Source organism: Thioreductor micantisoli, from assembly GCF_055392745.1.
In genome coordinates this window covers 957,350-983,144 of the sequence record NZ_AP043760.1, presented here as the reverse complement: position 1 = coordinate 983,144, position 25,795 = coordinate 957,350, and the positions used below count along the sequence as shown (strand labels likewise).

The window sequence follows — 25,795 nt, the reverse complement described above, 5'->3', positions numbered from 1 at the left end:
AAATGTTTTTGGTAGTGGACAATCAGTGAATTTTTCAATAGATAAATCATCATTATCAACTACATATAACATAAATCTTTCAAATCCTGCTGTTCATGATAGTAAATATTCACTTTCAACTAATATTTATAACACCAAATTTGAAGCAACTTCATATACTAGTGCAAAAAAAGGTATATCAGTAACAAGTGGTAGAGGAATTACAAGACATAGTAGAGCCTTTTTGACATATGGATATGAAAAACTTCATTTGAGTGATATTGAAGATACAGTAGAAGATGATTATAGAGAAAATTCTACAAAAAGTTATCTAACTCCAGGAATTGCTTATAATTCAACTGATGATAGATTTTTCCCTCAACACGGTATCGATGCAGGTATTAGTTTGACTTATGCAGGACTTGGTGGAACACAAAATTTCTTTAAAAACAGTATTTATGGTAAATTTTTCTATTCATTAGAAGATAAATTTGAAATTATGACTATTTTGAAATATAAATTTAGATTTGGTTATCTAAAAGAAGTAGGTTATACTCCAATTAGTGAAAGATATTATCTTGGTGGACTTGGAAGTGTAAGAGGTTATGAGACGGGAAGTATTTCTCCAAAAGATAGTGATGGAGATAATATTGGTGGGGATAGAATGTTTTCAAATAGTATAGAAGCATCAGTTCCAGTTAGTTTAAAAAAGAAAATGTGGTTAAGTGCATTTGTTGATAATGGAAGTATTGGTAAAACTTCATTTGATATTACAAGAAGTTCTTATGGGATATCTTTTGATTGGATAACTCCGGTTGGACCATTAGATCTTACTTATGCATTACCTGTAGGTTCAAAAGAGGGTGATGATTTAAGAAAATTTGAGTTTTCTATAGGTACATCTTTTTAAGTAATACCAAATCCAACTTAAAAGATTATATTAAGGTAATGACTAAATAAACGAAATAACTGCAAATTTTAACGAAAAAAAGCGTTAAAAAAGTGTACTTAAACCTATAGGGCGCTTGCGCTGACACTTTTTAGCTTTTTGAAGTGTTAAGAAATAATAAGATAAATTATTTAAATAAATCTCACTATAATTATTCAAAAACTACTTTACATTCTTTTTTATTCATATTTTCTTTTGCTAAATATAAATTTTCACCTTTAACGATAAGCTTTTTATTTTGTAAATTTAGTTCAAGTTTAGGATTTGAAAGATTTGAATTTAGTGTTTTTGTAATAAAAAATATTTTACATAAATTTTCTAATATATCTTTATTTGGTGCTAATTCTTTGTATCTTTGGATGTATTCTTTTTTTATTCTTTTTTTTCTGTAATATCTAATTATTTTAGAGATTAAAACTCTATCTTCATGCGTAAATCCATAATGTAAAGCATTTAATAAAATATAATTTGTATGTTTGTGGTTTGAATAAAAATCTATATAATTACCTGCACTAGAAAGTTTAATAGCATATTTCAAGTAAGTTTTGTATTTTTCATCTAAGTTATGAATAGGTTTTAAAATGTCGAAAAGTTTTAATGCAAGATTTGTTTCATAAATAGAAATTTTTTTATCAATCTGATATGTATCTTCAATACTTTTAACACTTGGATTGAAATTTGATGAAAACATATAGTTTGAATTTCTAAGCATATCGGCCAAAAAAACACCTTCTCTAACACCAACTCCACTTGTTACTATTTTAGTGGCTTTTATATATTTTATTGATTCTTTTAAAATCAATGTACCTTCTCTAATTACATCAAATCTTTCTTCTTTAAATTCTAAATTTTTAAGATCTTTATAATCTGATTTAATCACTTCATTTATAAATTTTTCTTCTTTATCTGTTTTATAAGTAAATCCATGTAATATATCAATAGGATATTCGTTTTTTTTCATAATCACTTTGCTTAAAGCTCTTATTGTCCCACCAATTCCAAAAATTGTATTATCTCTAAAGTTATTGGGAAGTTTAGAAAGCTCTGTTTGTATATATTTTTTAGCGCCTTCAATATTATTTTTATCAAAGAATAACTCTTTTAGCCTAACAGTTCCCAGTTTTAATGAAATTTTATCTATTATTTTTTTGTTTTCAATTAATGCAAATTCAGTACTTCCACCACCGATATCAATTGTAATTCCACTTTTTTGTGGGAGTAGATTACTAGCCGCTACTGCTCCAAAAAAAGCCTCTTTTTTTCCATCAATTACTTTTATTTGTAAGCCAGTTTCTTTTTTTACTAAATTTAGAAATTGATTTTTGTTTGGAGCATCACGAACTGCTGAAGTAGCTACTGCTAAAATTTTTCTAGCTTTTAGAGACTGGGCTATAAGTTTAAATTCTTTAAGTGTATTTATAGCTCTATTTATTGCATTTGGTTGTAAATTTCCACTGTTTTCATAAGCACCTTCACTAATTCTAACTCTACTTTTTACTTCTTTTAATAAAACAAAACCAAAATGACTTGTTTTTTTGAAAACAGCCATTCTTGCAGAATTTGAACCTATATCAATAACAGCAGTTATTTTTGCCATAAAAAATCCTTTATTTAATAAGAATAATTATACCAAAAAAGAAAGAAAGAATTGAAGAAATTAATCTTCTTTATTAATATGTTTTGCTTTTAGTTTAAGTTCTTTTGCATTTTCTACATTATCAGGATCAGGAATAATACAATCAACTGGACAAGCAGGGACACAAGAAGGCTCACCTCCTTCTTCTATACATTCTGTGCATTTATCTGGGTCAATCATATAAATAGGATCATCAGCTTCAATAGCCTCATTCGGACATTCATCAATACAAGCATCACAAGCTATACATTCTTCTGTAATTAATAGTGACATTTCTCACTCCTTTTATTTTGTTCGGGGGTTATACCATAAAATTTAATAAATATCAAGAAGAATATGAAAATTTATAGCCTCTTCTTCTAACTGTTTCAACTGTTGTAATACCTAATGGTTTGTCGATTTTTTGTCTTATTTGATTAATTGCAACTTCTATTACATTTGGTGTAACAAGTTCTGGCTCTTCCCATATAGCATCTAAAAGTTGTTCTTTTGAAATTATTTGGTTTGGATGTTTTGCTAGATGAGTAAATACTTCAAATGGTTTTCCTTTTAATTCAATAACTTTTGACTTAAAAAGAACTTTTTCTTCATTTGGAGAAATTATTAAATCTTTTATTTGAATTTGTTTAAAGTTACCAAATCTTATTTTAGATTCTATTCTTGCGATTAAGAGTTCAAAGTGTAGAGGTTTTTTTATGTAATCATCAGCACCTATTTTAAGAACATCTATTTCTGTTTGAATATCATTTTCATCACTGATTACTATTATTTTTGTAATTGTAAAATTTGTTCTAATTTCTTTTATAAAATTAAAAATATTTTTTTTACCAAAAGAGTAATCAACTATAATTAAATCATAATTTCTAATATTTGTATAATATTTTGCATCTGCTATGCTTAAAGCTTCATCTGTTTTATATCCGTTATTATTAAGAGCTTTTTGAATCATTTGGTTTAGAGTCAAATCACTTTCGGCAACTAAAAATCTCAAAATAGTTCTCCTTAAAGTTTTTTGAGAATTATACCCAAAATTTAAGAAAAATTTAATATTTTTTAATTATTTTAGCTCCAACTATACAATCTTCTAAAATATTGGGTTTTAATATTTCAAGTTTTATTGTTTTTATAGAGGGATATTCATTTTTTAAATAACTACAAATAAAATTCAAGCTTTCTTCAATTACTTCAAACTTTTTTGTATTAAGAATATCTTTGATAATATTTGTAACTTTTGCATAATCTAAGTATTCATTTTCATATTTATATTTGATTTTACAATTAATAATTACTTTTTGAGGAGTAACTCTTTCGAAATCTAAAATGCCGATAATTGTTTCAAATTCTAACTTTTTAATGGTTATACTTATCATGCAACTTTACTTTCTTTTCCTTGTATAAGTCTTACTATATTTGGAATATGTTTATAAATTACAAGCAAGGCAATAATCACAAGTGGTGCATGACTTCCTTCAAATAAATTAGGATGAATTATATAACTTGATGCAATTCCAATTATAATACCTGTTAAAGATGATAATGATGATATTTTAGTAACTTTTGCCATAATTCCCCAAACAATAAGTCCTATAATAGCTTCGATTGGAAGTAAAACAAGCATAACTCCAGCAGTGGTAGCCACACCTTTTCCACCTTCAAAACCTAAAAATGGAGAAAAACAGTGTCCAATTACAGCAAAAACAGCAATAGCATATTGTGTTTCCAAGCTCATTCCAAAGAATTTAGCTATCAAAATTATAATAGCACCCTTTAAAGCATCAAAAATCAAAGCCATTAAAGCAACTTTTTTAGCAATTTCTGGTTTTTTTTCTTTTAGAACTCTTAAAACATTTGTTGCACCAATATTTCCACTTCCTTCTTTTCTTACATCAATTCCATATTTGTATTTAAGAACTAAATATCCAAACGGAATACCACCAGTAAGATATGCAATAATATAAAATAGTAAATTTTCCATTTTATGCCTTTTTTTTGTGAAAGTATATCAAAATAATGAATAATTGAAAATTGATAATGGATAATTAATTCTAAATTTTCAATTCTAAATTTTTAATTAAATAAAAATTTGCTATAATAACTCAAATGAAAAAAGGATTAAAATTGATAAATGAAATTTTAAGATTAAAAGAAAAAAATAATATTACAATAGCTGCTCATTATTATCAAAAAGATGAAGTCTTTAAATGTGCTGATTTAGTGGGAGATAGTTTAGAACTTGCTAGAAAAAGTAAAGATGTAAAAGGAAAATTTATTTTTTGTGGTGTAACTTTTATGGGAGAATCAACAAAAGCAATTAATCCTAAGTTAAAAGTTTATATGCCAAAACTTGGTAGTTGCTCGATGGCAAGAATGGCTATAGAGGAAGGATTTGATAGAGCAGTAAAAGAATTACAAGTAAAAAATGTAGATTTTATACCAGTTGTTTATGTAAATTCTACAGCTTTAATTAAAGCAAAAGTAGCACGTCTAGGAGGGCTTACTTGTACAAGTGCAAATGCTAAAAATATTGTAGAATGGGTATTATCTCAAAATAAAAAAGTATTTTTCTTGCCAGATCAAAATTTAGGGACAAATATAGCAAAAATGTTAAATAAAAAAGCTTCAATAGTAGGTGAAGATAATTTTGAAGAAGCAGATATTATTTGTTTTGACGGGTTTTGTAGTGTTCATCAACTTTTTGAAGTTAGTGATATAGAATTTTATAAAGAAAAATATCCAGATATTTTAATAGCAGCTCATCCAGAAGCAAAGCCAGAAGTTTGTGAAAAATGTGATTTTATAGGTTCTACTTCTCAACTTTTACAATTTATAGAAAATTTACCACCTGAACAAAAAGTAGCAGTAGGGACTGAATATAATTTTATCAAAAGATTAAAACATCCAAATACCTTTGTATTGTCTTCTACAAAGCCAGAATGTCCAAGTATGAACGAAACATCATTAGAAGAACTTTATAATCTTGTAAAAGCAATTGATGAAGGTAATCCTTATAATGAAATTATTGTAGATAAAGAAGTTGCTAAAGATGCAAAATTAGCACTTGATAGAATGATGGAGATTTAATAATTGATAATTAAAAATTGAGAATTGATAATAAATGTGGTTAATTTTTTTGCTTATTTTATTGTTGAGTGTTTTAGGTCAGTGTATAGAACAGCGTATAGAAATAGATAGAATTTTCTAAATAATTTAAAATTTAAGCTTATTTTAAGCTTTTATTTTGTATTATTTCACTCCACAAACGAGATTGAAGTTTGTAACTAATCCCCGATGGCTCAGCGGTAGAGTAGGTGACTGTTAATCACTTGGTCACTGGTTCGAATCCAGTTCGGGGAGCCACCTAATTACTTTCCAATAAATTTTCATTTTCATTTATAAATTTTGTTTTGTTAATTTGCACTGTAATTCTCAATTTTCAATTATAAATTTTCAATTATAAATTTTTTGCTATAATTTCATAAAAAAGGTAAATAACTTGGCGTTTATTGAAATTAATAAAAATAACTTACTTCATAATATAAATATAATTCAAAAAACTTCAAATAAAGAAATTTTTGCTGTAATTAAAGATAATGCTTATGGTCATGGAATTTTACAAATTGCTAAAATATTACAAGAAGCTGGTATAAAAAGGGTTTGTGTTCGAAATAATATTGAAGCAAAATTAATTCAGCCATTTTTTGAAGAAATTTTAGTTTTTTTTCCAGAACTTACTTATAATGGAATGAATATTAGTTATACGATTAGCGATTTAAAGGCTCTTAAAAGATGTAAACACAAAAAAATTCATCTAAAATTTGATACAGGAATACATAGAAATGCTTTATCTTTGGAAGATTTAAATGAAATTTTGGAAATAGCTTTTAAAAAATTCGAAGTTAAAGGTGTTTTTTCTCATTTTTGTTGCAGTGATGAGGTTGGGTGTGATACATTTATTCAATTACAAAGATTTAAAGAGTTAAAAAATAGGGTAGTAAAATTTTGTAAACTAAATAATTATGAAATACCTAAATTTCATATAGCAAATTCTGATGCTATTTTTAAGTTGCCACAAAATGATTTGTTTGATTATGTTCGTCCTGGAATCGCTCTTTATGGAGGAATAAAAAATGAAAATTTAAGGCCAGTTACTAGTTTATGGGGTGAAGCTATCAAAGTTATGGAAATTAAAAAAAATCAATATGTTGGATATAATAAAAAGTATATCTTTGAAAAAGATACAAAAATTACTTTAATTGATTTAGGTTATAGTGATGGAATTTTGTATTTTGATAAAGAATTAATGCTAAAAGAAACAAAAGCAGTTGGTAAAATTTCAATGGATAGTATGAGTGTGATTGGCGAATATAAAAAAGTTTGTATTTTTGATGACATTAGAAAATTTGCTAAAAATTATCCATATACAATAACTTATGATATTTTAACAAAACTAAAACCAAATATAAAAAGAGTAATCGTATGAGACTTAGTGTAACCCAGTTAAATATCCAAATAAAAGCAATAGTTGAAAGTCATTTCGAACTTATAGAAGTAGAAGCAGAGATTTCACAAGTAACTTATCATCATACGGGGCATATTTATTTTAGTATAAAAGATGAAAATAGTATTTTAAATTGTGCAATGTGGAAAAGTAATGCAAATAGACTAAAATTCAAACTTGAAGCTGGTCAAAAAGTAGTGATTTATGGGGCTCTTAGTGTCTATACTCCAAGAGGGGAATATAAACTGATTGCTTCCAAAATTACACCAGCAGGAGTTGGAGATTTACAATTTGCGTATGAGCAGTTAAAAAAAGAACTTTTGCAAAAAGGCTATTTTAATGAGGAAAATAAAAAATCATTTCCAAAATATCCTAATAAAGTAGCAATAATTACTGCAATTCCAAGTGCGGCACTTTCAGATATGTTAAAAATTGCATCAAAAAGATGGCCTTTAGTTAAATTTTATTTATATAATTCTCTTATGCAAGGAGAAAATGCGAAATTCAATGTAGTTGAAAATATAAAAAAAGCAGATAAAGAGAATTATGATGTTATAGTTATAGCAAGAGGTGGTGGGAGTTTAGAAGATTTATGGACTTTTAATACGGTTGAGGTTGCTAATGCCATTTTTGAAGCAAAAACTCCAATAATTTCTGCTATTGGTCATGAAGTCGATGTTTTGATAAGTGATTATGTAGCTGACAAAAGAGCTTCAACTCCATCAAATGCGATGGAAATATTACTTCCAGATATAAATGAACATTTTTTTATGCTAGGTGATTTGAAAAATCAATTTAATCATAAAATTTTTCATATTTTGAATAAAAAAGAGCAAGAATTAATAAATATCAAAAAACTTTATCAAATTAATTCTATAGAAAATGAATTTAAAAATAAATTTGAAGAATTAAGACTGATAAAAATGCAATTTAAGAATAAAATTAGTTCTATAATAGATAGAAATATTATTATGTTAAATGTTATGCAGAAAAATTTTCAGCAACAAATAAGTTATATTATAAATAAAAAAGAGAATGTATTAAATAATCTGAAAAATCAATATATACTGAATAATCCAGAGAAAAAAGAGAAAAAAGGCTTTGTTGAAATTACTAAAAATGGTAAAAGAGTGTTGTTAAATGAACTAAAAAAAGATGATATTATTAGACTTAATGATACAAAATTTCAAAAGAATGCTATAATTAAATAAAAAAGGCAAATTATGAAAAAGTTAATAATTTTATTTTTAATAATATTTGTTTATGCAAATGAAAAAGTAAATATTCAACTTAATTGGAAATATCAGTTTGAATTTGCTGGTTTTATAATGGCAAAAGAGAAAGGTTTTTATAAAGAAGAGGGACTTAATGTTAATTTATTAGAACTTTCTAAAAATATAGATGTAATAAAAAAAATTTTGAATACTCCTGCAACTTATGGAGTAGGTGATAGTAGTTTGGTTATGGAGATTATGGAAGGTAAAAATATTGAACTTTTGATGCTAATTTTTGATGAATCTCCATATGTTTTAGTTGCTGTAAATTTACCAAACATAAAGACATTAAAAGATATTCTAAAATATAATATAGTATTAGATCAATTTGCATATAAAAATCCAGCTATTTTAGGTATGCTTTCAAGTGTAGATGATGTAAAAAAGTTTAATTTTAAAAAAGAAAATTATTTTAATATTGATAAAAAAGGTGTTTTTTCTATATATATTTCAAATGAACTTTATAAAATAAAACAGTTAAAAATTCCATATAAAATTTTTAATCCAAAAGATTATGGATTTGATTTTTATGGAGATATTTTGTTTACAAGTAAAAAAGAGTTGGAAAATCATATAGATAGGGCTTTAAAAGTAATTAACGCTACTAAAAAAGGATATATTTATGCTTTTAAGCATCCTGATGAAACTATAAAAATTATAAAATCAAAATATAATACTCAAAATTTTAGTATAGATAAGTTGAAATATGAAGCAAAAATTTTAAAAAAAATGTTGAGTAAAACTTTTTTATTTGATAATGAAAAAATAGAACAAATAGTTACTGTTTATAATATTTTATTTAAATTAAATTATCATAAAAATATATTTAATAATATCTATTCCCCATATATACTTACAAAAAAAGAGCAACAATTTATAAATACTCATATTTTAAAATGTATTACTACAGTTAGTTGGGCTCCTTTTAATACTATGAAAAATGGAAAAATCTCTGGAATAGCTGTTGATTATTGGAAATATATTAAAAATAAGTTACACTTTAAAAGTGAATGTATTCAAGTAAAAGAGTGGCCAAAAGTATTGAATGCTATAAAAACAAAACAAGCAGATTTGACTATTTCTACAACAAATACATCTGATAGAGGAAAATATGCTGTTTTTACAAAAACTTATGCATCATTTCCAATAGCTATTGCTACAAGAAATGATGTAGGGTTTATTGCAAATATGAAAAGTTTATATGGTAAAAAAATAGCAGTAGGAAAAAATTATTCAGCTGAAAAATTTCTTAAAAAATATTATCCAAATTTAGAACTTATTGAAACTAAAAATACAAAAGAAGCTTTAAAATTAGTTAGTGAAAACAGAGCTTACGCGGCAGTAGATATTTTACCTGTTTTAGCTTATAATATTTCAAAATACAGTTTTGCAAATTTGAAAATTGCAGGAAAAACTCCGTTAAAATTTAATATGAAAATAATGATAAGAAAAGATTATAAAATATTAGTTCCTTTAATAAATAAGATAATAGATAATATGCCAGAAAGTAAAAAAGAGGAAATTTATAATAAATGGATAGCAGTAAATATTCAAAAAGGTTATTCTAAAAGAAAGATAAATCAGTTTATTTTTATAGGAGCTGGATTTTTATTTTTAATTGGAGGTTGGGGAATTTATGCATATTTTAATATTAAAAAAAGAAAAAAATTAGAAAAACAGCTTCGTGAATTATCAATGAAAGATGGACTTACTAAAATATATAATAGAAGAAAAATTGATGAAATTTTAGCAAAAGAGATAGAAGTTGCAAAAAGATATAATACAGATTTAAGTTTAATATTTTTTGATATAGACCATTTTAAAATAGTTAATGATACTTATGGACATAAAATTGGAGATAAAGTATTGATAGAACTTACTCAATTAATTAAGGATAATATTAGAAAAAGTGATTTTTTTGGTAGATGGGGTGGGGAAGAATTTATGATAGTTTGTCCTTATACAGATTTGAATTCTGCTGTTTTATTAGCTGAGAAATTAAGAAAAATTATAGAAGATAATGAAATTGGAGGAATTAATATTACTTGTAGTTTTGGAGTTACTGAAGTTATAAAAGATGATACTGTAGAAACTTTTACTTCAAGAGTTGATAAATTATTATATGTTTCAAAAGAGAGTGGGAGAAACAAAGTTACTTTTGATTGATTGATTTTTTGAAAGTAAGTGTTGTTTTCCCAAATGTTTTATTTGCATAAGTTAAAGTCATAATATTACTTTCAACTTTTGGAAAATAAACTATATAATATTTCATCCATGGATTATAAAACGGATAATTTGTAAGTTGCATTTTTTCGACACCAGCTTTTTTCGATTTTTCATAATTTGAATTATTCATAGTTAAAGTGTAATTTGGATTATGTATTCCACCTTTTTCATAACCTTTTATATCGTCACCATTAAAAACACCAACTACAAATATTTCATATTTTTTAGCATCTTTGTCATCTGCTTTCATTATAGGATTTAAATATGTTGCATTTATCATAGCTATAGTATCTAGTGAATTTATTATTTGACCTCTTTGAGTATTTTTCATAATAGTTATTTGCGTTTCATTTTGATGTAATACACTAGTAACTTTTGTTTCACAACCTGTAATTACAAATAGAGTAATTAAAAAAAAGAGTGTTTTTCTCATCTGTTTTCTCCTATGTGGTATTTTATAGCTTCTATATAACTTTGGGTTTTTGCTTTGTTTTGATATGCTATATCAAAAGCAGTCCCGTGGTCAACTGATGTCCTTAAAATTGGTAAATTTAGACTAACATTTATACTTTTATCAAAATATTTTACTTTTAATGGAATAAGCCCTTGGTCATGATACATTGCAATACTATATTGATATGGATTTACAAAATATGTATCTGGAACAAAAGCTCCTACAAAAATATCTTTTTTTAGAATTTTATTGGCTTCTTTGATAGCTGGATTTATCTCTTTTATTTCTTCATCTCCTAAAATTCCTCCATCACCTGCATGAGGATTCAGTGCTAAAACTCCTATTTTATTACTTTTGACTTCGTTATAAAAATCAATAAAAAATGAAATTAATTTCTCTTTTGTAATATTTTTAGCAACATCTTTTATAGGAATATGTTCTGTAAATAAAGAAACAAACATTTCAGAGCAACCAAGCATCATTATGGCATGTTTTTTGAAGATATCTCTTAATACTTCTGTATGTCCGTGATATTTTATATTAGCTTTGCTCCAACTTTCTTTATTAATTGGTAATGTGCAAATGCCATCAACACTATTCTTTTTTGCTAAATTTATAGCATCTATAAATGAATTAAAACTATAAAGTCCAGCTTTTGAATTGTTTTTACCTATTTTTATTTCAAATTTCCCTGCAGTTGGGTATATTTCAAAATCTTCTGGTATTTTTCTATTTAAAAGTTTAGCGCCTTGATTTAACATATATTCATTTATACAATAAATAGGTTTTACTAACTTTTTAATTTCATTATGTGATTTTAGTGCTATTTCAAGGCCGATTCCGTTTAGGTCACCTATACTAATTGCAATTTTTTTCATTTTATACTTCTTGCTTTTTGTAAATCTTCAATAGTATCTATACCAATACTATTGGTCTTTACTTCTATCATTTTGATTTTATAAGAATGATATATGACTCTTAATTGCTCTAATTTTTCAATATCTTCAATTTCAGCAGAAATTTCACAAAATTTATCTAAACTTTTTTTGTTAAAGCCATAAATTCCGATATGTCCTTTGTAAATATGAACAAAATTATCTCTATTATATGGAATTTTACTTCTTGAAAAATAGATTGCATCATAATTTTTATCTATTACTACTTTTACTATGTTTGGGTCTTCTGCCTGGATTTCATTTATTTGCTTATAACAGCTTGCCATTACAAAGTTTTTATTTTCAATTTCTTCAAGAGTAGTTTTTACTTTTTCTAAAATTTCTTTTTCAATAAAAGGCTCATCACCTTGTAAGTTTATAATTAATTCATTTTGATTTAATTTCAAAATATCACTTGCTTCTTTTATTCTGTCACTTCCTGATTTATGCTTTTTATCTGTTAAAATAGCTTTAATATTATATTTCTTTGCTACTTTTATAACTTCTTCACTATCAGTAGCGATAACTGTATTATCAACTTTTTGAGCAGTTAAGGCCGTTCTTATTACCATAGGAATTCCATTTATATCAGCTAAAACTTTATTCGGAAGTCTTGAAGAGGAAAGTCTTGCCGGAATTATTATCATAAATATACCTTTTTTGATATAATTATACCAAAAAAAGGAAAAATTAGTCTATGATCTTGTATCAACCAAAAAATGGTTATTGTTATAATAGTGATACTCTCTTTTTATATGATTTTATTAGTAATTTTTCTATCAAAAAAAATGTTTTAGAAGTTGGTTCAGGTTGTGGAGTTTTAGGCCTTTTAGTTGCGAGAGATTTTCAAATTAACCTTACAGTAATTGAAATTCAAGAAATAATGGCTAAGTTTATAGAAAAAAATGCTAACTATAATAAAATTAATTTAGAAATTATTCACAACAATTTTTTAAGTTATGAATTTAATAAAAGGTTTGAATATGTTATTTCAAATCCACCATTTTATCCATCAAATAAAAAAAGTGATAATGAAATTAAGCAAATATCAAGATATGATGAAAATTTACCAATGAAAGAGTTTTTCCAAAAGGTAAATTCTATTTTAACAGAGCGAGGTGAGTTTATATTTTGTTATGAAGCAAGTAGGTTTGATGAAGTTACTAAAATGTTACCAAAACCTCTTAAAATTATAGATGTAAAATTTATTTATCCTAAAACTAAAAAATTTGCCAATTTAGTAATGATAAGAGCGAAAAGACATGCAAAAAGTATGATAAAATTCCATACACCAATTTTTAATTTTGATGATGATGAATTTAGCAAAGAAGCAAAAGAAGTTTATAAAAAAGCAAATACAAAGAGTATAAAAGAATGAATGAAATTATAAGAAAAGAAGGATTCAATTTTGGTTTTAATCCAAAAGCTTGCGAAGCGTGTGCTGGAAAATGTTGCACAGGAGAAAGTGGTTATATATGGGTAACACCAATTGAAATGCAAAAAATAGCAAATTTTTTAAATATTCCACTTGAGGAATTTAAACAAAAATTTTTAATAAAAGTTGGATATAAATTTTCTATAAAAGAGAAACTAATTTCAAAAGATAATTATGCTTGTTTGTTTTTTGATGAAAAAACAAATAGATGTACTATTTATGATGTTAGACCAACGCAGTGTAGAACATTTCCATTTTGGGATTTTTTCAAAACTAATATAAAAGAGGTAAAAAAAGAATGTCCTGGTATCATAGAATAATTTTAATTTTTATAACACTATTTATGGTTGGTTGTGCCGAGCATCAGCCTGAGATTGGTAAAAAAGTTATCGCGAATGAAGATGAACTCATTATAAAAGCTATTTTAGCCCAACAAGATAATTCAAATAAAGCTATTAAGATTTTACAAAAATTATATAAAAAAACTAATAAATATGTATATTTAGAAGAAAGTATTAAAATAAAGTTTTTTGATAAAAAATATAACGAAGTGATTCAAAAAGTAAATAGATTTATAAAAAAATATCCAAATTATAAAATAAAAGTAGTTAAATATCAAATATTATCTTATTTAAAACTAAAAAAGACAAATTTAGCTTTAAGTATAGCAAAAGAGACTTTGAAAGAAAATAGAAGTATTGAAATGTACAAAATTATTGCATATATTTATATTACTCAAAAAAAATATAAAAAGGCCATTCTCTATTTAAAAAGTGCATATTCGATAAATCATTCTTCTAAAATTTTAGCACAAATGGGAGATATTTTTTTTAAATATTTAAAAAAACCAAATGAGGCTATTTCATATTATCAAACTCATATTAGATTATATGGATGTGATGAATTAATTTGTAATAGACTTGCAGATATTTACGCATCTTTGTATGATTATGATAACTTAATAGCTATTTATAAAAAACTCTTTTATGCAACAAATGAAAAAAATTATGCAAGAAAAATCGTATTTTTATATATTGAACAAGGAAAATACAAAAAAGCTATTAATTTTATAAAAGAAAATAGACTTAATAATAATTTACTTATAGCGGTAAATGAAGAGGCTTTTAAAGCTACACAAAATTATAAATATGCATATCAAATATATAAATTAACAAATAATAATGAATATTTCTTTTTATATGCAGTTACAAAATTTGCAAAATCTCCAAAAGGATTTGTAAATATAAAAAACTTAGTAAATAATTTATCTTTTTTGATAAGAAAAGATAGAAGTCCAAAATATTTAAATTATTTAGGTTATATTCTTATTGATTATGATATAAATCCTAAAAAAGGGCTTGAACTTGTAAAAGAAGCAGTTGTAAAAGCACCAAATGATGAAGCTTTTTTAGATTCACTTGCATGGGGATATTATAAACTCCATAATTGTCAAAAAGCATATAATATAATAAAAAATATTAGAAGTAATGATGAAGATATATTAAAACATAAGAAATTAATTAGGAGATGTTATGAGTATTCTAGAAAAAATTATAAAAAAAACAAAAGAAAATCTAAAAAAAGATAAATCTATTGATGAGCTTTTAAGTGTCAAAAGAGATATTAAAGATGTAAAAAGATTTTTAAAATCAACAAATGATAATCCATATAGAATAATTGCTGAAGTGAAAAAAGCAAGTCCAAGCAAAGGGGTTATTAGAGAAGACTTTGATCCGATAAAAATAGCAAAAGAGTATAATGAAGTAGCTGATGCTATGAGTATTTTGACTGAGCCTTTTTTCTTTCAAGGAAGTTTAGAGTATTTAAAAGAAATTTCAAAATTCTCAAAAATACCACTTCTTAGAAAAGATTTTATAATCGATGTTTATCAAATAGCCGAGGCTTATAATGTTGGAGCTGATTTTATCTTATTGATTGCAAAAGCTATGTCTAAAGAAAAACTACAAGAACTATATAATTTTGCAAAAAATTTAGGTTTAGAAGTTTTATTTGAAATTCACGATAAAGAGGATTTAGAAAAAGCTCTTTTTGTAGATGCCCAAATTATAGGATTTAATCATAGAAATTTGAAAACATTTGAAATGAATATGGAACTCAGTCATGAACTTATGCCACTTCTTCCCCAAAATTGTATAAAAGTAGCTGAAAGTGGAATTGATAAGTTTGAAATGCTCAAAAAACTTCATAATTATGGAGTTGATGCATTTTTGGTAGGTGAACATTTTATGAGACAAGAAGATATTAAAAAAGCAGTTTTAGAATTAAAAGGAATATAATTTGCTTAAAAATCTAAAAAGGCTTTTTTAATGAAAAAATATCTGTTTTTACTTCCATTATTTTTTATTGGTTGTTCTCATCACCCAATGGACCCTGATATAGATATGACGCCTCCCAAATATGTAGAGCAAATGCCATCAAAAGATATAGAAGTATCTCATAATATAGGTTCTCTTTTTAATAATGGTGATAATCTTTTTTCTGATAAAAAAGCTATGAGAATAAATGATATTGTAACAGTTTTAATCAATTTCAAAGTAAAATCTACTTCTAGTGGTAAAAAACAGACAAGTGAAGCCACAACTACTCCAATGGGAGGAGTTAATTTGTTAGCTGCTGGAATTAATCATGTAGCAGGAATGGCAGGAATTCATCCTGGACTAAATTCGTTGACTGATAATACAACTAATAGAAGTTATCAAGGACAAGGAAGTAATACAAGAGATGATTCATTTACTGCAAGTGTAACAGCAAGGATTATAAAAGTTTTAAAAAATGGAAATTATTTTATTGCTGGAAGCCGTCAAGTAATGATTGATGGTGAAAAAAATATAATTAGAGTTTGTGGTGTAATTCGTGCAAATGATATTGATGCAACAAATACTATAGATTCTAAATATATTGCAGATGCAAAAATCGAATATAAAACAGAAGGAGATGTTGAACAAGCAACCAGTAAAAATTGGTTTGCTAAATTTTTGGATGCTGTTAGTCCTTATTAACTTCTATTTTTTCAAATAAACTGTATCATTTAGATGAATTAAAAGTTTTCCAAGAAGTTCTTTTTTCTCTTCTTCTTTTAAATCTTGATTATCTATTAAAGTTTTAAGTTTTCTATGAATTTCATCTATATCATAATCTAAATCAATTAAAATATCATTTATGCTTTGAGTTGAATATAATTCTGTTATTTTATAATTTCCATCATCATCAAACTCTATATTTGCTTCATTTGGATAAGTAAATAGGTTATGTCTCATTCCCAAAATCTCTTGATAAGCACCAATTAAGAAAAATCCCAAATAATACTCTTCTTTGTCTAATTCAACATCATGTAAATAGAGTGGATTTTGTTTGCTAAAAGGAATTTCACCATCACTATCACAAGTAATATCCCAAATAGTAGCACTTCTTGTAGGAGTTTTATTTAGATGAGTTATTGGCATTACGGGAAATCTTTGTCCAAGTCCCCAAAAATCTGGCAGGCTTTGGAAAATAGAGAAGTTTGCTAAATATTTTTCTTGAATTCTATCATTTATTTTTTTAAGTTCATTATGTTTAAAGCCTTTATGTGATGCAAAAATCACCGCCTTTTTGATGGTTAAATGTACTAAAACCTCAGCATTACTTCTATCAATCAAATCAATATAACCTAAATCAAAAAGAGTGAGTAAACTCTCTAAATGGTCAAGTGCATCATGAAAATACTCTATATAATTATTTTCATTGATATTTTTATATAAATCATTTAATTCATCAATTAATGGTGGATTTGTTTCTTTTAATTTCAAGGCTTTTGAAGTATATTCAGAGCTAAAAAGCTCGATTATAGGAGTTATCAAAACAGCACTTGTTGCTGCAATAAATCGTCCTGATTCTGTAAAAATATTTGGCATAGGGACTTGTTTTTTAGTAGTAACTTCTTTTAGTAAAAATACAACATCATTTGCAAACTCATTAATTGAGTAGTTTTTATCTCTAATTTCTTGATTTTGAGAATATTCTATTGCCAAACCACCACCTAAATTAATAGCTTTTAGATTATGTGCACCTAATTTTATTAAATCTGCATAAATATTTCCGGCTTCCCTAAGAGCTTTTTTGACCGGTGCTATATCATTTATTTGGCTTCCTATATGAAAATGAATCATTCTAAGTTTGTCTATTATATTTTCTTTTTTTAGTCTCTCAGTCGCTTCTATAATTTCAGTAGCACTTAGACCAAATTTTGATTCAATTCCTCCACTTTTTGCCCATAATCCACTACCGCCTGAATGAAGTCTAATTCTAATCCCAATATGGACTAAATTTTTTCCAAACTCTTTTGCTACTTCAATTATAGAATCAAGCTCGTTAAGTCCTTCGATCGTTACGGTAATGTCATATCCCATTTTCCCAGCGATAAAGCAAAGTCTTATCATTTCTTTATCTTTAAAACCATTTACCGTAATAGGGGAGTCTATATTATTATAAGTCATAGCCAAAATAAGTTCTGCTTTACTTCCAGCTTCTAATCCATAATTATATTTTGATGTAATTTTACTAAGTGGCTCTACAAATGATGGGAATTGATTTACTTTTAGAGGGAAAACTGCTTTAAACTCTCCTTCATACTTAAACTCCTTAATAGCGCGGTTAAAGTTTGAATATAAAGTATTTATCTGTTTTTTAATAAGATGAGGAAATCTAAGTAAAATAGGCCCCTCATATCCTTTACTTTCGATTTCTTTTACTATTTCTATAAGAGTTGGTTCATTTCCATAATTTATAGCAACTTTATCATTATCTATAAAAAAGTTATTAAGTCCCCACATATTTATACCATAATCCATTTATTTGCCTTTACAACTCTTTTTCCCAAAATGTTTCGTTTTTAAGTTCATCTTCTCCAATAATCATTACTTTTTTAAGATTTAATTTATCTGCTTTTTTTAGATGTTGATTTAGTTTTCTAACTCTATTTTCGAAATAAACTTTGTTATCTTTTGTTAATTCATTAAATTTAGCTAAAGCCATATCTCTTGCATCTTCCGTCATTATTCCTAAATAAATACCGTTTCTTTGATTTTCTATATTTACAAGAGGTAGAAGTCTCTCTATTCCCATAGCAAACCCAACCGCTGGTACAGGTTTTCCATCAAGCATTTCGACTAGTTTATCATATCTTCCACCCCCACAAATAGCACTTTGAGCGCCAATTTCTGTGCTTACAAATTCAAAGGCAGTTTTATTGTAATAATCAAGTCCTCTTACTAAATTTGTATCTACTTCATATTCTATATTTAATTTCTTAAGTTCATTTTGTAATTTTTCAAAATCTTTATTACAATTTTCACATAAATTATGAGTTATTTTTGGAGCAGTTTGAAGCTCATTTTGACAATTTTCATTTTTACAATCCAATACTCTTAGAGGATTTTGAATAATTCTTCTTTGACAATCTTCACAAAGATTATCTTTTTTTTCTTCTAGAAATGAGACTAAATCTTTCATATAAGTAGGACGACATTCACTACAACCTAATGAATTAATTTTTAGAGTATAATTTATCTTAAAACTATCCAAAATTTTACTTGCTAACAAAATAACTTTTATGTCTTCATAAACACTTGCTTCACCAAAACTTTCCACTCCAAACTGATGGAATTCTCTAAGTCTTCCTTTTTGTGGTCTTTCATATCTAAACATAGGACCATAATAATACCACTGTTTAGGAGTAGCCATTTTGTCAAATTTATGTTCCATATATGCTCGCACAACTCCAGCAGTACCTTCAGGTCTTAGGCAAACATCATTTCCACCTTTATCAGTGAATTGATACATTTCTTTATTTACAATATCGCTACTTTCACCTACACTTCTTTTGAATAATCTTGTTTCTTCCAAAAGTGGAGTTTCTATATATTCAAAACAAAAATTTTCAGAAACCTCAGAAGCTTTTTTTATAAAATGAGTAAATTTATCACTATCTTCAATAATATCTTTCATACCTCTTAAAGCTTTAATCATTTAATATACCTTTTTTTGCTATAATTATACAAAAATTTAAAGGTCTTATTATGGATATTAAAGAAATTTTAAATAATTCAATTAGAACCGTTCCTGATTTTCCTCAAAAAGGGATAATGTTTAAAGATATTACAACATTACTGAATGATTCTAAAGCTTTTAAAAGTTTAATAGAATTTTTAAAAGTTAGATATGAAAATAAAAACATTGATTTTGTAGCAGGGATTGAAAGTCGTGGTTTTATTTTTGGCTCTGCCCTGTCTTATGCACTTAATGTAGGTTTTGTGCCAGTTAGAAAAAAAGGGAAACTTCCATATACTACAATTGCTGAAAAATATGCTCTTGAATATGGTTTTGATGAGGTTGAGATTCATATCGATGCTTTTAGAGATGTTAAAAATCCCAAAGTTTTATTGATTGATGATTTAATTGCAACAGGTGGAACTGCAAAAGCAGCTGAGAGTTTAATCAAAAAAGCAGGAGCTGAAGTAGTGGAAAGCTGTTTTATTATTGAACTTGAATTTTTAGAAGGGGCTAAAAAATTACAAAGCCCGATATTTTCTATTTTAAAGGATTAAAAGATGTATATTCCAAAAGCTATATATGATCCAGATGATAATGGACATTTTGAAAAATTTGGAGGGCAATATGTGCCTGAGACACTAATGCCAGTATTAGAAGAACTCAAAGTTGCTTACAATAAGTATAGATTTGATGAAGGGTTTTGGAAAGAGATGGATTATTATTTCAAGCAATATATTGGGCGTCCTTCTCCTCTATGGTTTTGTGAAAATATTAGTAAAGAACTTGGAGCAAAAGTTTATCTAAAAAGAGAAGATTTGAATCATACCGGAGCTCATAAAGTAAACAATACAATTGCTCAATGCTTACTTGCTAAAAAAATGGGAAAAACAAAAGTAATAGCCGAGACGGGAGCTGGTCAACACGGAGTTGCAACTGCTACAGCTGCAGCACTTTTTGGACTTGAATGTGATGTGTTTATGGGTGCAAAAGATGTGAAAAGACAAGAACTTAATGTGTTTAGAATGAAATTGCTTGGAGCTAGAGTTCATCCAGTTGAGAGTGGAAGTAAAACGCTGAAAGACGCTATGAATGATGCAATTCGTTATTGGGTTACAAATGCTAGAGATACTTATTATGTAATAGGAACAGTTGCCGGACCTCATCCATATCCTATGATGGTTAGAGACTTCCAAGCAATTATAGGCTATGAAGCAAGAAAACAGATTTTAGAAGCGGAAGGAAGACTTCCTGATAAAGTTATAGCTTGTATTGGTGGTGGAAGTAATGCAATAGGGCTTTTTTCTCACTTTTTAGAAGATGAAGGGGTGCAATGTATTGGAATAGAAGCAGGAGGGAAAGGGCTTGATACTGATTTTCATGGAGCAAGTCTTCAAAAGGGAAGTGCTGGAGTATTACATGGACAAATGAGTTATTTACTCCAAGATGATGATGGACAAATTCATGAAGCTTATTCTATTTCAGCAGGGCTTGATTATCCTGGAATAGGACCTGAACATGCTTTTCATTTCGAAAATAAAAGTATAAAATATGATAGTATCACAGACAAAGAAGCGCTTGATGCTTTTGTGTGGCTTTCTCAAACAGAAGGAATTATTCCAGCATTTGAAAGTTCTCACGCAGTTGCGTATCTTAAAAAAATGGATATCAAAAAAGATGAAATAATTATTATCAATTTAAGTGGAAGAGGTGATAAAGATATGATTCAAGCAAAAGATATTTTGAAGTTTGATGATGAGTAAATTTAATTTAAGGTAAAAATTTGGAAGCAACATTAGTAGAATGGCTAAAAGATTACGGATATATAATCCTATTTTTTTGGTCGATGGCAGAAGGTGAGACGGGTCTTGTGATGGCAGGGGTATTATCTCATACAGGGCATATGAATGTGCCGATGTCTATTGTAGTGGCAGGTCTTGGAGGATTTGCAGGAGATCAGCTTTGGTTTTATGTGGGAAAATATAATAAAAGTTATGTTCATCGTGAGTTTGCACAGCATAGAAGAAAGTTTGCTCGTGCAAGGCTACTTCTTAGCAAATATGGAATGTGGCTTATATTTTTTCAAAGATTTATCTATGGAATGCGTTCAATCATTCCTCTAGCAGTTGGTTTAAGTGGATATGATAAGAAAAAATTTGCTATAATAAATTTTTTTAGTGCATTTGTATGGTCAAGTGTCACTATAATACCTGCTTATATTTATGGAAAAGAGATTTTACAATTAATTACATGGGCTAAAGATCATTGGTATATTTCAGTACTGTTTTTAGCACTTGTATTTGGAATTATGTGGTATTTTAACAAAAAGGAAGAAAATGAAATTTGAAATAGTAAAAAATTATAAAAAAGAAAATAGTTTTGAAGCAGAAATTATAGTTGGTAAAAAAGATAGATATAGTGAGTTTGGGTTTAAATGTGAGAATGAAGAGACTCTATTTTTACCTGAAAGAAAAAAATTTATAATTGCAATTGAGAGTTTAAATGAAGAAAATATCAAAATTGCTTCATCAAAAATTGCAAAAGTTCTAAAAGAAAAAACAAAATGTTTCAAAATTAGAGCACCAAAAACAAAAAACAGGGATATTTTAGAAAACTTTTTAGAAGGGCTTATTTTAGGTGATTATGAATTTGATAAATATAAAACAAAAAAAGCAAAACATCTAAAAAAAGTGATGATTGCAGGAGATGAAGAACTTCTAAAAGAAGCTCTAAAAGTAGCTGAAATTAGAGCTGAGAGTATAAATCTTACAAGAGATATAGTTAACTCTATGCCAGATGAGGTATATCCAGAAGTTATGGCTGATTATGCCCAAAAAATTGCAAAAGAAAATGGATATGAATGTAATATTTATGATGAAAAATATCTTAAAAAAGAAGGATATGGTGCGTTTTATGCAGTAGCAAAAGCATCAAATCATACTCCAAGACTTATTCATTTAGCGTATAAACCCCAAAAAGCTACAAGAAAAATTGTATTGATTGGTAAAGGTCTAACTTATGATAGTGGTGGTCTTAGTTTGAAACCAGCTGAATATATGGTAACTATGAAAAGTGATAAAAGTGGGGCAAGTGCAGTTCTTGGAATTATGAATGCGGTTAAAAAACTAGGACTTGACATTGAAGTTCACGGAGTTATAGGTGCGGCTGAAAATATGATAGGTGGAAATGCTTATAAACCAGATGATGTTTTAATTGCTAAAAATGGAAAAAGTATCGAGGTAAGAAATACAGATGCAGAAGGAAGATTAGTTTTAGCTGATTGTTTATGTTATGCACAAGAAAATATCAAAGATTTTGATTATATGTTTGATTATGCTACTTTGACAGGGGCTTGTGTAGTTGCACTTGGAGAATATACAAGTGGAGTGATGGGATTTAATGATAAAACAAAAGAAATGATTGTAAAAATGGGTGAGAAAGTATCTGAACTTTATACTCCACTTGCTTTTAATAGATATTTACCAAAACTTCTAAAAAGTAATGTAGCGGATATTTGTAATATTGCTTCAAGTAGATATGGTGGAGCTATTACAGCAGGGCTATTTTTGAGTGAATTTGTGGAAGAAGAAAACAAAGATAAATGGACTCATATTGATATAGCAGGTCCTGCTTTTGTAGAAAAAGAGTGGGGATACAATCCTCATGGAGCGACTGGAGCTGGAGTAAATATGACTCTAAGATTTTTATATGAGCTTCAAAAATAAATAAGGTTTTTTCCTTATTTTGTCTAAGAGAAAAGAATGCAATTATCAATAGTAGAGTTTTTTAATTACTTGTTCTTTAATCTCTTGAAAATTTAAATCTATCCTATTTGTTTCACTTAGGTAAACAGCTTCATCATCTTTTGATTCTTTTTTAGATTTAATAAAATCAATAATATTTTCAATTGAAGTTATTTTATTATCAATTTTTGAGAATAAATTTACTATTTCATCGTTTGAAAGAATATTATGTTCTATCATTGCTCCAAAATCAAATAAATCTCTTAATTTATTTCTCATAATCAAAGCAACTATTTTTAGTTTAGCAATTGACTTAACATCAAGTATTTTTAAATTTGAATCTTTATAATTTGAAAAAGATGCATTTGATAAAATATCTTTTTGGATAGGTCTATTTGCTTGAAAAAATTCTAGTTTTACATTATTTAGTATAAACTTTATCATATATTCATCTGGAAATAGCCCAGCTATTCTTAAAGCAGTAACATTTTCATCTTGTAGTTTAATACCACCAAGAGTTGTTATTGCAGGTATTATTTTTTTATATGGTAAAGTTTTTGGAGAGGCTATATCAATATCTTCTGATATTCTATGATTTAAATAATAAGCTAAAGCTGTACCTCCAGTAAAATAGAGCTCATCATCAAATATTTCATTATTACATATTTTATCTAAAGTATTTTTAACATTAGCAGTCATTTATTATACCTATTAGTCTTCTATACATTTCATTCTTTTCAAAAGTTCCACTTAGAGGAATATCCATACCATTAGTAGATATAAAACCTTTTGCATACATTTTTTTATATTTATCTCTTAATACACTTTTTACTAAATTTTTACCAAATTGTTTGCATAATATTTTTATATCATTAGGATCCATACTGGATAAATATTTAGAAATAATGGAGTAAACCTTTTGTTTACTTTTTTGATTTGTTTGCCAAAAAAGATTATGAGAATAATCAGTAGGATCAAAATCTATTACATCATTAGTATCTACAGCATTTATTTTTCTTTTTGCTTCACGGTAATCTATTGATTCTAATAATTCATATAATCGTTGCCTACTTTTTTTCCAATCTCTAAGTGTTCTATCTGATATATCTAATAATTTACTCATTTGTTGCTGTGTCATAATAATACCTTATTTTTTGAAATTATAGGTGAATATTGCCTAAATGTCAATATGTCACGAGAGTATTTGAAAAATAAATAATGAAAACTATCAATGTTTCTTTTATTTTTATTGATATTAGCTAATAAGAATATTTTAAAATTCAACTTATTTAAGATATAATTCCATTTAATTTAGAAATTCCAAAAAATTTTAAAGGATAATAATGAAAGTAGGTATAGTAGGTCTTCCAAATGTAGGAAAAAGTACAACTTTTAATGCACTGACAAAAACACAAAATGCAAATGCACAAAATTTTCCATTTTGTACGATTGAGCCAAATAGTGCGATAGTTCCAGTTCCAGACAAAAGAATTGATGCTTTAGCAAAAATTGTAAAACCTGAAAGAATTCAATATTCAACTATTGAATTTGTAGATATTGCTGGACTTGTAAAGGGTGCGAGCAAAGGGGAAGGGCTTGGAAATCAATTTCTAGCAAACATTAGAGAAACTGATTTGATTTTGCATATGGTTAGATGTTTTGATGATGCAAATGTAATTCATGTAGAAAATTCAGTTGATCCTATTAGAGATGTAGAAATTATAGAACAAGAGCTTTTATATGCAGATATTCAACAATTAGAAAAGAAAATAGAAAGACTGAAAAAACAAGCAAGAGGAAGTAAAGATGCAGGCAAAGAGCTTGAAGTAGCTGAAAAACTTTATGAATTTTTACTTGAAGATAATCCTGTAAGCAGCTATACTGATGATAGTGATGAATTTATGTCAATAAAAAGAGATATGAATTTCTTAACTGACAAAGAAGTAATGTATGCGGCAAATGTAGATGAAGAGGGACTTTCTGAAGATAATGAATATGTTAAGAAGTTAAAAGAGTATGCAAAAGAAAGAAACAGAGATGTGGTTAAACTTTGTGCTAAATTCGAAGAAGATATGATTGATATGAGTGAAGAAGAGAAAAAAGAGTTTTTAAATGATGTAGGTGCAGATGAGAGTGGGTTAGAGCAAATCATCAGAAAAGCATTTGCAAAACTAAATCTAATCAACTATTTTACAGCTGGAAAAGTGGAAGTGAGAAGCTGGACTATCGTAAATGGTTGGACTGCTCCACAAGCTGCTGGTGTGATTCATGGGGATTTCGAAAAAGGATTTATTAGAGCCGAAGTGATTAGCTATGAAGACTTTGTAGAGTGTAGTGGAGAACAAGGCGCTAAAGAAGCCGGAAAAATGAGACTTGAAGGAAAAGAATATATCGTGCAAAATGGTGATGTTATGCACTTTAGATTTAATGTTTAATCCTTTTTGCTTATTAAAAAAGGCAATCTATGTTAAATACTTTTTAAAATAGTTTTTTAGTAAAAGATAATATTGAATTTGGTAATGAAAATATAATTCCTCTTTATTTGTTTGGATTTTTGTATTAATATATTGATGAGTAAATAAAAAATTGCAAATTATAAATTTTTTTTGTATAATTCC

26 protein-coding genes, 1 tRNA gene and 1 pseudogene are annotated in these 25,795 nt (G+C 26.9%); 16 read left to right on the top strand and 12 right to left on the bottom strand.

The window, feature by feature from the left end; all coding sequences use genetic code 11:
• Positions 1 to 13: 13 nt before the first annotated feature.
• Positions 14 to 889: pseudogene (locus ACZ5OA_RS05170) on the top strand (BamA/TamA family outer membrane protein); the annotation flags it as partial.
• 190 nt (positions 890 to 1,079) lie between these two features.
• Here the strand turns inward: ACZ5OA_RS05170 and ACZ5OA_RS05165 are convergent.
• The 5 genes from ACZ5OA_RS05165 to plsY are packed head-to-tail and all read right to left on the bottom strand — an operon-like array spanning position 1,080 to position 4,539.
• On the bottom strand, positions 1,080 to 2,525 hold the full coding sequence (locus tag ACZ5OA_RS05165) for a Ppx/GppA phosphatase family protein (RefSeq protein WP_464906813.1): 1,446 nt from the start codon (positions 2,523 to 2,525) through the stop codon (positions 1,080 to 1,082).
• A 60-nt stretch (positions 2,526 to 2,585) separates the two neighbouring features.
• Positions 2,586 to 2,837, bottom strand: a complete 252-nt coding sequence (locus tag ACZ5OA_RS05160) for a YfhL family 4Fe-4S dicluster ferredoxin (RefSeq protein WP_464906812.1) — start codon at positions 2,835 to 2,837, stop codon at positions 2,586 to 2,588.
• Positions 2,838 to 2,889: 52 nt separating this feature from the next.
• Positions 2,890 to 3,555, bottom strand: a complete 666-nt coding sequence (gene hsrA, locus ACZ5OA_RS05155; RefSeq protein ID WP_464906811.1) for a homeostatic response regulator transcription factor HsrA — start codon at positions 3,553 to 3,555, stop codon at positions 2,890 to 2,892.
• Positions 3,556 to 3,607: 52 nt separating this feature from the next.
• A complete protein-coding gene (locus ACZ5OA_RS05150) occupies positions 3,608 to 3,934 on the bottom strand; it encodes a dihydroneopterin aldolase (protein ID WP_464906810.1) in 327 nt (108 codons plus the stop codon).
• Positions 3,931 to 4,539 (bottom strand): glycerol-3-phosphate 1-O-acyltransferase PlsY, encoded by a 609-nt coding sequence (gene plsY, locus ACZ5OA_RS05145; protein WP_464906809.1) that lies wholly within the window; start codon positions 4,537 to 4,539, stop codon positions 3,931 to 3,933. Before plsY ends, ACZ5OA_RS05150 begins: the two co-directional genes overlap by 4 nt.
• A gap of 143 nt (positions 4,540 to 4,682) precedes the next feature.
• Here plsY and nadA point away from each other — a divergent pair, with 143 nt between their 5' ends.
• The 5 genes from nadA to ACZ5OA_RS05120 all read left to right on the top strand — a co-directional run bounded on the left by nadA (position 4,683) and on the right by ACZ5OA_RS05120 (position 10,502).
• Positions 4,683 to 5,645: a quinolinate synthase NadA gene (gene nadA, locus ACZ5OA_RS05140; protein WP_464906808.1), complete on the top strand. Its 963-nt coding sequence runs from the start codon at positions 4,683 to 4,685 to the stop codon at positions 5,643 to 5,645.
• Positions 5,646 to 5,846: 201 nt separating this feature from the next.
• Positions 5,847 to 5,921, top strand: a tRNA-Asn gene (locus ACZ5OA_RS05135).
• Positions 5,922 to 6,057: 136 nt separating this feature from the next.
• Positions 6,058 to 7,044: an alanine racemase gene (locus ACZ5OA_RS05130; protein ID WP_464906807.1), complete on the top strand. Its 987-nt coding sequence runs from the start codon at positions 6,058 to 6,060 to the stop codon at positions 7,042 to 7,044.
• Positions 7,041 to 8,273: an exodeoxyribonuclease VII large subunit gene (gene xseA, locus ACZ5OA_RS05125; protein ID WP_464906806.1), complete on the top strand. Its 1,233-nt coding sequence runs from the start codon at positions 7,041 to 7,043 to the stop codon at positions 8,271 to 8,273. The genes ACZ5OA_RS05130 and xseA overlap by 4 nt, the downstream gene beginning before the upstream one ends.
• A 12-nt stretch (positions 8,274 to 8,285) precedes the next feature.
• Positions 8,286 to 10,502 carry a transporter substrate-binding domain-containing diguanylate cyclase gene (locus ACZ5OA_RS05120; RefSeq protein ID WP_464906805.1) on the top strand — a complete coding sequence of 739 codons (2,217 nt, stop codon included), beginning with the start codon at positions 8,286 to 8,288 and terminating at the stop codon, positions 10,500 to 10,502.
• On the opposite strand, the gene ACZ5OA_RS05115 is transcribed toward ACZ5OA_RS05120, so the two are convergent.
• Genes ACZ5OA_RS05115 through kdsB form a run of 3 tightly spaced genes read right to left on the bottom strand, consistent with a single transcriptional unit; the run spans position 10,489 to position 12,598 of the window.
• Complete coding sequence (locus ACZ5OA_RS05115) at positions 10,489 to 10,995, bottom strand: hypothetical protein (protein WP_464906804.1); 507 nt, start codon at positions 10,993 to 10,995, stop codon at positions 10,489 to 10,491. The two genes, ACZ5OA_RS05120 and ACZ5OA_RS05115, sit on opposite strands and share 14 nt — an antisense overlap.
• Positions 10,992 to 11,894, bottom strand: a complete 903-nt coding sequence (gene pdxA, locus ACZ5OA_RS05110; RefSeq protein ID WP_464906803.1) for a 4-hydroxythreonine-4-phosphate dehydrogenase — start codon at positions 11,892 to 11,894, stop codon at positions 10,992 to 10,994. Before pdxA ends, ACZ5OA_RS05115 begins: the two co-directional genes overlap by 4 nt.
• Positions 11,891 to 12,598 (bottom strand): 3-deoxy-manno-octulosonate cytidylyltransferase, encoded by a 708-nt coding sequence (gene kdsB, locus ACZ5OA_RS05105; RefSeq protein ID WP_464906802.1) that lies wholly within the window; start codon positions 12,596 to 12,598, stop codon positions 11,891 to 11,893. The genes pdxA and kdsB overlap by 4 nt, the downstream gene beginning before the upstream one ends.
• 50 nt (positions 12,599 to 12,648) lie before the next feature.
• On the opposite strand from kdsB, the gene ACZ5OA_RS05100 reads away from it, so the two are divergent.
• Genes ACZ5OA_RS05100 through ACZ5OA_RS05080 form a run of 5 tightly spaced genes read left to right on the top strand, consistent with a single transcriptional unit; the run spans position 12,649 to position 16,406 of the window.
• Positions 12,649 to 13,329: a tRNA1(Val) (adenine(37)-N6)-methyltransferase gene (locus ACZ5OA_RS05100; RefSeq protein WP_464906801.1), complete on the top strand. Its 681-nt coding sequence runs from the start codon at positions 12,649 to 12,651 to the stop codon at positions 13,327 to 13,329.
• The gene (locus tag ACZ5OA_RS05095) at positions 13,326 to 13,706 is read left to right on the top strand and encodes a YkgJ family cysteine cluster protein (RefSeq protein WP_464906800.1); all 381 of its coding nucleotides are present in this window, start codon (positions 13,326 to 13,328) and stop codon (positions 13,704 to 13,706) included. The genes ACZ5OA_RS05100 and ACZ5OA_RS05095 overlap by 4 nt, the downstream gene beginning before the upstream one ends.
• Positions 13,685 to 14,974 carry a tetratricopeptide repeat protein gene (locus ACZ5OA_RS05090; protein ID WP_464906799.1) on the top strand — a complete coding sequence of 430 codons (1,290 nt, stop codon included), beginning with the start codon at positions 13,685 to 13,687 and terminating at the stop codon, positions 14,972 to 14,974. Before ACZ5OA_RS05095 ends, ACZ5OA_RS05090 begins: the two co-directional genes overlap by 22 nt.
• On the top strand, positions 14,919 to 15,683 hold the full coding sequence (gene trpC, locus ACZ5OA_RS05085) for an indole-3-glycerol phosphate synthase TrpC (protein ID WP_464906798.1): 765 nt from the start codon (positions 14,919 to 14,921) through the stop codon (positions 15,681 to 15,683). Before ACZ5OA_RS05090 ends, trpC begins: the two co-directional genes overlap by 56 nt.
• Positions 15,684 to 15,713: 30 nt before the next feature.
• On the top strand, positions 15,714 to 16,406 hold the full coding sequence (locus tag ACZ5OA_RS05080) for a flagellar basal body L-ring protein FlgH (RefSeq protein WP_464906797.1): 693 nt from the start codon (positions 15,714 to 15,716) through the stop codon (positions 16,404 to 16,406).
• A 3-nt stretch (positions 16,407 to 16,409) separates the two neighbouring features.
• Here the strand turns inward: ACZ5OA_RS05080 and speA are convergent, their stop codons facing one another.
• Positions 16,410 to 18,236 (bottom strand): biosynthetic arginine decarboxylase, encoded by a 1,827-nt coding sequence (gene speA / locus ACZ5OA_RS05075; protein WP_464906796.1) that lies wholly within the window; start codon positions 18,234 to 18,236, stop codon positions 16,410 to 16,412.
• Positions 18,237 to 18,246: 10 nt separating this feature from the next.
• Positions 18,247 to 19,413 (bottom strand): histidine--tRNA ligase, encoded by a 1,167-nt coding sequence (gene hisS, locus ACZ5OA_RS05070; RefSeq protein WP_464906795.1) that lies wholly within the window; start codon positions 19,411 to 19,413, stop codon positions 18,247 to 18,249.
• Between the two features lie 50 nt (positions 19,414 to 19,463).
• On the opposite strand from hisS, the gene ACZ5OA_RS05065 reads away from it, so the two are divergent.
• The 4 genes from ACZ5OA_RS05065 to ACZ5OA_RS05050 are packed head-to-tail and all read left to right on the top strand — an operon-like array spanning position 19,464 to position 23,159.
• Positions 19,464 to 19,991: an adenine phosphoribosyltransferase gene (locus tag ACZ5OA_RS05065; RefSeq protein ID WP_464906794.1), complete on the top strand. Its 528-nt coding sequence runs from the start codon at positions 19,464 to 19,466 to the stop codon at positions 19,989 to 19,991.
• Positions 19,992 to 19,994: 3 nt separating this feature from the next.
• Positions 19,995 to 21,197 carry a tryptophan synthase subunit beta gene (trpB, locus tag ACZ5OA_RS05060; protein WP_464906793.1) on the top strand — a complete coding sequence of 401 codons (1,203 nt, stop codon included), beginning with the start codon at positions 19,995 to 19,997 and terminating at the stop codon, positions 21,195 to 21,197.
• A 20-nt stretch (positions 21,198 to 21,217) separates the two neighbouring features.
• Positions 21,218 to 21,781 carry a DedA family protein gene (locus ACZ5OA_RS05055; RefSeq protein ID WP_464906792.1) on the top strand — a complete coding sequence of 188 codons (564 nt, stop codon included), beginning with the start codon at positions 21,218 to 21,220 and terminating at the stop codon, positions 21,779 to 21,781.
• Positions 21,771 to 23,159 carry a leucyl aminopeptidase gene (locus ACZ5OA_RS05050; protein WP_464906791.1) on the top strand — a complete coding sequence of 463 codons (1,389 nt, stop codon included), beginning with the start codon at positions 21,771 to 21,773 and terminating at the stop codon, positions 23,157 to 23,159. Before ACZ5OA_RS05055 ends, ACZ5OA_RS05050 begins: the two co-directional genes overlap by 11 nt.
• Positions 23,160 to 23,204: 45 nt before the next feature.
• On the opposite strand, the gene ACZ5OA_RS05045 is transcribed toward ACZ5OA_RS05050, so the two are convergent.
• Together ACZ5OA_RS05045 and ACZ5OA_RS05040 are read right to left on the bottom strand one after the other, a co-directional pair.
• On the bottom strand, positions 23,205 to 23,876 hold the full coding sequence (locus ACZ5OA_RS05045; RefSeq protein ID WP_464906790.1) for a nucleotidyl transferase AbiEii/AbiGii toxin family protein: 672 nt from the start codon (positions 23,874 to 23,876) through the stop codon (positions 23,205 to 23,207).
• Complete coding sequence (locus ACZ5OA_RS05040; protein WP_464906789.1) at positions 23,866 to 24,315, bottom strand: hypothetical protein; 450 nt, start codon at positions 24,313 to 24,315, stop codon at positions 23,866 to 23,868. Before ACZ5OA_RS05040 ends, ACZ5OA_RS05045 begins: the two co-directional genes overlap by 11 nt.
• A 199-nt stretch (positions 24,316 to 24,514) precedes the next feature.
• On the opposite strand from ACZ5OA_RS05040, the gene ychF reads away from it, so the two are divergent.
• Positions 24,515 to 25,612 carry a redox-regulated ATPase YchF gene (gene ychF, locus ACZ5OA_RS05035; protein ID WP_464908326.1) on the top strand — a complete coding sequence of 366 codons (1,098 nt, stop codon included), beginning with the start codon at positions 24,515 to 24,517 and terminating at the stop codon, positions 25,610 to 25,612.
• Positions 25,613 to 25,795 lie beyond the last annotated feature (183 nt).

What these genes read in the sequence shown, in the direction of transcription:
- hisS (WP_464906795.1), bottom strand. Translation starts at nt 19,413, where the DNA reads ATGATTAAAGCTTTAAGAGGTATGAAAGATATTATTGAAGATAGTGAT.
- xseA (WP_464906806.1), top strand. Translation starts at nt 7,041, where the DNA reads ATGAGACTTAGTGTAACCCAGTTAAATATCCAAATAAAAGCAATAGTT.
- ACZ5OA_RS05090 (WP_464906799.1), top strand. Translation starts at nt 13,685, where the DNA reads ATGTCCTGGTATCATAGAATAATTTTAATTTTTATAACACTATTTATG.
- ACZ5OA_RS05095 (WP_464906800.1), top strand. Translation starts at nt 13,326, where the DNA reads ATGAATGAAATTATAAGAAAAGAAGGATTCAATTTTGGTTTTAATCCA.
- ACZ5OA_RS05115 (WP_464906804.1), bottom strand. Translation starts at nt 10,995, where the DNA reads ATGAGAAAAACACTCTTTTTTTTAATTACTCTATTTGTAATTACAGGT.
- ACZ5OA_RS05080 (WP_464906797.1), top strand. Translation starts at nt 15,714, where the DNA reads ATGAAAAAATATCTGTTTTTACTTCCATTATTTTTTATTGGTTGTTCT.
- ACZ5OA_RS05040 (WP_464906789.1), bottom strand. Translation starts at nt 24,315, where the DNA reads ATGACACAGCAACAAATGAGTAAATTATTAGATATATCAGATAGAACA.
- trpC (WP_464906798.1), top strand. Translation starts at nt 14,919, where the DNA reads ATGAGTATTCTAGAAAAAATTATAAAAAAAACAAAAGAAAATCTAAAA.
- pdxA (WP_464906803.1), bottom strand. Translation starts at nt 11,894, where the DNA reads ATGAAAAAAATTGCAATTAGTATAGGTGACCTAAACGGAATCGGCCTT.
- ACZ5OA_RS05065 (WP_464906794.1), top strand. Translation starts at nt 19,464, where the DNA reads ATGGATATTAAAGAAATTTTAAATAATTCAATTAGAACCGTTCCTGAT.
- ACZ5OA_RS05160 (WP_464906812.1), bottom strand. Translation starts at nt 2,837, where the DNA reads ATGTCACTATTAATTACAGAAGAATGTATAGCTTGTGATGCTTGTATT.
- ACZ5OA_RS05100 (WP_464906801.1), top strand. Translation starts at nt 12,649, where the DNA reads ATGATCTTGTATCAACCAAAAAATGGTTATTGTTATAATAGTGATACT.
- ACZ5OA_RS05050 (WP_464906791.1), top strand. Translation starts at nt 21,771, where the DNA reads ATGAAATTTGAAATAGTAAAAAATTATAAAAAAGAAAATAGTTTTGAA.
- speA (WP_464906796.1), bottom strand. Translation starts at nt 18,236, where the DNA reads ATGGATTATGGTATAAATATGTGGGGACTTAATAACTTTTTTATAGAT.
- ACZ5OA_RS05045 (WP_464906790.1), bottom strand. Translation starts at nt 23,876, where the DNA reads ATGACTGCTAATGTTAAAAATACTTTAGATAAAATATGTAATAATGAA.
- plsY (WP_464906809.1), bottom strand. Translation starts at nt 4,539, where the DNA reads ATGGAAAATTTACTATTTTATATTATTGCATATCTTACTGGTGGTATT.
- ACZ5OA_RS05120 (WP_464906805.1), top strand. Translation starts at nt 8,286, where the DNA reads ATGAAAAAGTTAATAATTTTATTTTTAATAATATTTGTTTATGCAAAT.
- ACZ5OA_RS05150 (WP_464906810.1), bottom strand. Translation starts at nt 3,934, where the DNA reads ATGATAAGTATAACCATTAAAAAGTTAGAATTTGAAACAATTATCGGC.
- kdsB (WP_464906802.1), bottom strand. Translation starts at nt 12,598, where the DNA reads ATGATAATAATTCCGGCAAGACTTTCCTCTTCAAGACTTCCGAATAAA.
- trpB (WP_464906793.1), top strand. Translation starts at nt 19,995, where the DNA reads ATGTATATTCCAAAAGCTATATATGATCCAGATGATAATGGACATTTT.
- ACZ5OA_RS05165 (WP_464906813.1), bottom strand. Translation starts at nt 2,525, where the DNA reads ATGGCAAAAATAACTGCTGTTATTGATATAGGTTCAAATTCTGCAAGA.